Raw genomic sequence first — 5534 nt, 5'->3', positions numbered from 1 at the left:
TCATTTCTTTTACTGCTTGGAAGTCCCCAAATATTTTCCAAACATCTACAAGCCTCACACCAGCCATAGGAATCACCCCAGTATGAATTTTATTTCGGTACTTTCGTAATCTTCAATAACAGCAAACATTCCTCCAATTTTTACCACACTTTTTTCAGTCTCGAGGTGAATGTTGTTAACGGCTTCCTTAAAGGAGAGAGTGTATCCAACAACATTACCATAAAGGGTCTCAACTTTTCCAGTCTTGATGTTTTTTCCAACAATTTCTGCCGTTATTGTGTTTTTGTTGATGTGCCTCTTTACAAAATCTGCAGCATGAAACATGGCAAAGAACCGGATATCCTGAGGATTGCCTAAATACTCAGCCTCCAACGACGACTCCTTGAATATCTCTATTATAAGACTGTATTGTGAGAATATCACCTCTGGATAAGTTGCTTTAAAGCTCGGTGGAAGAGTTGGATTAAAGCTCACATTTTGGATCATAACCACTTCCCTTCCATCTGCCATGCCGATTAGATGATTCAGCTTGTAGAACTGCCTAACAAAGAGATTTCCTTTCCCTCTAAACTCCGAGAGATCTGGTATTCTGTCGATATAAAGGGATACTGTAACGCCCTTTTCGAGGGTTCTTAGCAAATCTCCTCTAATAGTTTCAAAAAATTCACTTGGAGTAACTACTATCACCTCATTTTTGGCAGAATATAAAGACTCCCTGAACATTTCAAGAGCCTCGTCAAAACTCCTGCTTCTCCATATTGCAGGTCTCTGTTCTTCTTTTTTCATGTTCTTAAGTTCAATTTCGAGCTTTTCCATTATGTCCTCAAGTTCTTTTTTAAACCTGAAAAATGCTATTCTTGGTGAGTAGGCGGCGTATATCTTTGGTGTTCCCTCAATTTCAGTCACAAATCCCCTAAGTTTTAAGGAGGATATTGTATCATAGACCCTGTTGTACGGTATCCCGCTTTTTGCAGAGATTTCCTTAGCCGTACTGGGCCCATAAACTAGGAGAGTCCAGTAGGTAAGAATTTCGTATTTGGTAAATCCAATTTCACTCAATGCATGCGAAATTTCCGGAGGTATCTCCATATACTGTCACCTAAAAAGTATGTAAGGAGGAGGGTTTAAAAAGAATTTAGTAAATCAAGATACCTCTCGAGATGCTTTGTTATTATGAAGTTCTCTTTAACCCTTTCTTTGGCATTTTTGCCCATTTCCTGCGCTATGTCTTTGTGTTCAAGAAGATACAGAGTTTTTTCAACGGCTTCGTTGACATCCTTCACAAGGAATCCTGTTTTTCCGTCCACTATCTGAAGTTTTATTCCTCCCACAGCTCTGCCCACTACAGGCTTTTCTTTCCACATTGCTTCGGTAACAGTTAATCCAAACCCTTCCCTAATAGACATCTGGAGGATTACATCACTGGCTCTCTGAAAGGCATTTACTTCTCTTGCATGAACTCCAGTGAGGTTTGTAAGCACTTTAACGTCGTAGTCCTCACCGATTTTCCTCAGGGTCTTCTCAAAGTATATCCAGCCTTCGGGGTCATCATGAGCCATTACACCAACCAACAAAAGCTGAACTTCCGGTATTTTCTCTTTGACCTTCCTGTAAACATCAATGACGTCGAAGACACCTTTCCACGGGTCAAAGCGGGCTACCTGAGTTATTATCGGTCTATCAGGGTCAACGTCAAACCTTTCTAAGGTCCTCAGGATTTCACTTTCACTGAGTTCCATGTTCTTCTCACTTAGAGGGTCAATAGAGGGAGGCATTATGACTACTTTTTCCCTGTCTAAATCCTCTTGAACATATTCTTCCATGTGGAATATATACCTATCATATTTCTCTACAAACTGTCTCAGGAACTTCCAGAATTCCATGTTGGGGTCACTTAAATCTATGTGGCATCTCCAAATCCAAGGTTGCCTTTTCTCGTAAAACTCTATAAGGGGTGCTGGCTGGGGGTCGTGTATCAGGATGTAATCGAAGGGTGTTAGGTCGAAATCTTCGGCGTTCTTTTTGTTTGTTTCAAGATATAGTTTCTTCATTTCCTCAGTTAGTCTAAGCTCTTTATTTCCCTGGAGAGCATTGTGAAAGCTCTTTGTAACGTTGAAAAACTCGTTTGTACCCTCAATTACAAACCATCTTGCGTCTATTCCAACGTCTTTCATTAAGGGAACAAGATTGTGCAAAATCTCTGCCACACCCCCACCAAAAGAGGTGGAGTTTACGTGGATAAAGCTCTTGCCTTTTAGATTCTCTGCCTTTTCTTTAATGGTTTCTAAGGCTTCATCCCCTATTATTTCCCTGTAGTCTTCAAGCCTTTTACCTTCTCCACCAAACTTTGTTACCTCGTACATTTCCATCCCTCCATCATTTTTCAGTTGACCATCCTATCATACCACTTATGTAGTACTTCTGGAAGAGAGCGTAGACAAGCAGCGGGACTATCATAACCATAATTGAAGCTGCAGTCAGTATACCCCAATCTACATAATACTGCCCCCTAAGCAGAGGAAGCCTTTGAGTAGCGACGTATTTCTCTGGATTTTGCAGAAAGACCAAAGCCAAGAAGAAGTCACTCCATACCCACGTAAATTGGAGTATCGCAGCCGAGATTAATCCTGGCAGTGCCATTGGCAGGACAATCTTGTAAAATATTTGAAAATCAGTTGCTCCATCGATTCTAGCAGCTTCTTCGACGTCTGTTGGCAACATTGAGAAATAGTTTCTCATGAAGAAGATTATCCACGCCAACCCCCATGCTGAATGAACAATTATTAGGCCTCCGAACGTGTTCAGCATATGGAGGTTCCTCAGGAGGAAGTATAACGGAACTACCGTCATCTGCTGTGGAAGCGCCATTAGGAATACTATAAACGCAAAGAGATAGTGCTTTACCGGAAAACTGTATCTGGCAAAGGCATAGGCAGCCAATGCAGCCACTATTAAAGGAACGATTGCTGAGGGTATTGCGACTATCAGAGAGTTCTTTAACCCATCACTAATGGGAAACATTGGGTGATTGAAGGCTTTTATGTAATTTTCAAGAGTTATTGTGAATGTATCAAAATGCCACCATCCACTTACAATCTCCTCATACGGTCTTATTGAGGCCATAAGGACTCCGATAAACGGTATCAACCAAATTATTCCTATAGTCCAGGCAAGTGCGTTTGATACTATGTATTTTTTCAGTTTGTACATCGGAACGCCCATCTCACTCCCTCCTCCTAATTAGCCACAGGGCAGGTATTAGTGTCAGTGTCGTCAAGAGCACCGCTACTACAGCGGCGTAGTTGTAGTTGAGAGCCCTTGCAAAGTAGTCCCACATCTGGAGTGCAAGAACCATTGAAGCTCCACCTGGGCCTCCGCCTGTAGCCACGTAGACGACATCGAAGATTTTTAGATCCCAGAGCAGGGTCATTGCCACTACCACTACAGTAATTGGCCTTAACAGAGGCCAGGTCACGTTTTTGAAGATTTGAAATCTGTTAGCACCGTCTATTAAAGCGGCCTCATAGTAGTCTTTGGGTATAGAGGCCAAGCCCGCCGAATACATAAGCATGCTAAAACCAGTCCATATCCAAATTGATCCCAAAATCACGGCAAAAAGTGCAGTTTCCGGATACGCTGTCCAGGTAATTGCGAGCCGCTCAATGCCGAGTAACCTGAAAATTGCCGGGATTACACCGGCGCCTTCTTCAAAAAGAAAGCGAATTATTAAACCTCCAACGATCATTGGTATAACCATACCTAAGAAGATTATGGACTTGACTACGGAACTCCCTTTAACTTCCTTCCGTCTTAAGAGAAGAGCAATTCCCAATCCTAAAAACACAGTTGCGGGGAGATGAATGGCTATCAACACTACATTGTGAATTAGAGCTCCCCAAGGGGGAGACTTTGTTGGAAATCTTTCGAGGTTTACGATATCAGGACTCAGCAGAACATTCTTGTAATTTTCCAAACCAACAAACTTTCCGTCAAGGAAGAAGCTCAAGTATACCGTCTTGAGTACTGGATATATCACAAAAGGAACCATTAGGGCTAGTGCAGGTAAAAGGAAAAAGAGGGGAGTTAAAGATTTGGAGCTCCTCATTGGGATCCCCCTCTCACTTCTTTGGGAATTTAGCATCTAGAGTGCTTAATACATCATCCAGCCTGTCTGGTTGCACCCACAGGAGCTTTAACTGGTCCCAGAAGGCCTTCTGCCACTCTCCTCCAACGCTGTCATCAAGGTCAGGTGCTGACTCAACATTGGCAACAATTTTTGCAACATCCTTCATTGGCTCCCAGTAGTCATCAATGGATACTTTCTTCCATGTTGCCAGTTTTCCTGACTTAGTACCTACGTGAATTCTTTGTCCCTCCGTTGCTAAGAATTTGGCAAGTTCCATGGCTTCTTCAGGATGGCTTGTGTACTTAGGCACCATGAAGTAGTCCGGACCAAGAACCATTGCTTTTACTCCCGGTAATGAAATTAAGCCGAGATCTGTTGGATCGTCAACCATTCCGGTTATCCAAGTTCCCATAAAGTACAATGCATAGTCTCCCTTCCACCATAGATCTACTGCGGATGTCCATTCTATTGGGTCACTAAAGTATCCAGCCTTCAGGAGAGGCACCAGCCTTTGCTCGAATATGCTTCTCACCTGTGGATCTTGCCACTTAACCTCTCCGTTTATGAGCTTAAGCTGAAGGTCTTTTCCTCCAAAGGTTAAGATGAAGTGTTCTGTTACGTCTGAAAGTGGCCACCCAACGCTGTCTCCACTAACGATTGGTGCCTTAACTCCAGGTATTTGCTTGATTTTTTCAAGCAACGCTACGAATTCGTCCCACGTCTCTGGAGGCTCTAAGTTGTATTTTTCAAAGAACGACTTTCTGTACCAGAATCCCGGCTTAGCTGCAGCCGTGAATGGAACACCATAAATCTTTCCATCGACAGTTACGGTATCAAGAATCCCAGACACGTATTCATCTGGGTTAATTACACCATTAAACTCCATCAAGTGGCCTTTTTGACCCATTTCTGCTATAAACCATCCCCACATTGCAATGACATCAGCTGGAGCATCTCCCGACTCAAATTGCAATGGTAGAATAGTCGAAAGGTCTTCAGCTCTGTATGTTTTGTACTCCACCTTTATGTTTGGATGTTGAGCCTCAAAAGCCTTAATAACTTCCATAAAAGACTCAAGCTCTGCCCCGGACCACGGACCTATCACTTTCAGAGTAATCTGCTCTCCCACTTTTGTTTCTGTAACGGTTTCTTTCTGTGTAACCGTGGTTGGGGTAGAAGTCTGTTCTCCACCAATGCACCCGCTTGCCACTACTGCAATGCCCAAAATACTAACCAAAACTAGACTGAGCAACATTTTCTTGACGTCCATATAGAGACACCTCAGTACGTTGTGTATACTAAAAGTATATATACTTTACGGATAAACAACGGATACTGTTAGGATAAGCTGTGGGGTGTCAGGTTTAAGTTACTGGCAGTACTTTAGAAAAAGAAGGGGGAACATGAA

The 5534-nt window shown here is 42.7% G+C and carries 5 protein-coding genes; all 5 read right to left on the bottom strand.

Annotated elements, in window-relative coordinates:
* Positions 1 to 72: 72 nt before the first annotated feature.
* The 5 genes from trmB to GBV73_RS10265 are packed head-to-tail and all read right to left on the bottom strand — an operon-like array spanning position 73 to position 5396.
* Complete coding sequence (gene trmB, locus GBV73_RS10285; RefSeq protein ID WP_087036779.1) at positions 73 to 1089, bottom strand: HTH-type sugar-sensing transcriptional regulator TrmB; 1017 nt, start codon at positions 1087 to 1089, stop codon at positions 73 to 75.
* A gap of 35 nt (positions 1090 to 1124) precedes the next feature.
* Positions 1125 to 2363, bottom strand: a complete 1239-nt coding sequence (treT, locus tag GBV73_RS10280) for a trehalose synthase (RefSeq protein WP_042701343.1) — start codon at positions 2361 to 2363, stop codon at positions 1125 to 1127.
* A gap of 13 nt (positions 2364 to 2376) precedes the next feature.
* Positions 2377 to 3210: a carbohydrate ABC transporter permease gene (locus GBV73_RS10275; protein ID WP_253910362.1), complete on the bottom strand. Its 834-nt coding sequence runs from the start codon at positions 3208 to 3210 to the stop codon at positions 2377 to 2379.
* A 13-nt stretch (positions 3211 to 3223) separates the two neighbouring features.
* Positions 3224 to 4105 carry a carbohydrate ABC transporter permease gene (locus GBV73_RS10270; protein ID WP_087036784.1) on the bottom strand — a complete coding sequence of 294 codons (882 nt, stop codon included), beginning with the start codon at positions 4103 to 4105 and terminating at the stop codon, positions 3224 to 3226.
* Positions 4106 to 4118: 13 nt separating this feature from the next.
* Positions 4119 to 5396 (bottom strand): ABC transporter substrate-binding protein, encoded by a 1278-nt coding sequence (locus GBV73_RS10265; protein WP_087036786.1) that lies wholly within the window; start codon positions 5394 to 5396, stop codon positions 4119 to 4121.
* Positions 5397 to 5534: the final 138 nt, after the last annotated feature.

Origin of the sequence: Thermococcus sp. 101 C5, assembly GCF_009372125.1 — an archaeon.
Lineage (GTDB): Archaea > Methanobacteriota_B > Thermococci > Thermococcales > Thermococcaceae > Thermococcus_A > Thermococcus_A bergensis.
The sequence above is the reverse complement of the archived record's forward strand: the minus strand, read 5'-3'. Positions and strand labels throughout refer to the sequence as shown.

Coding starts and splice junctions, on each gene's coding strand:
- trmB (WP_087036779.1), bottom strand. CDS start 1,089: ATGGAGATACCTCCGGAAATTTCGCATGCATTGAGTGAAATTGGATTT.
- treT (WP_042701343.1), bottom strand. CDS start 2,363: ATGTACGAGGTAACAAAGTTTGGTGGAGAAGGTAAAAGGCTTGAAGAC.
- GBV73_RS10275 (WP_253910362.1), bottom strand. CDS start 3,210: ATGTACAAACTGAAAAAATACATAGTATCAAACGCACTTGCCTGGACT.
- GBV73_RS10270 (WP_087036784.1), bottom strand. CDS start 4,105: ATGAGGAGCTCCAAATCTTTAACTCCCCTCTTTTTCCTTTTACCTGCA.
- GBV73_RS10265 (WP_087036786.1), bottom strand. CDS start 5,396: ATGGACGTCAAGAAAATGTTGCTCAGTCTAGTTTTGGTTAGTATTTTG.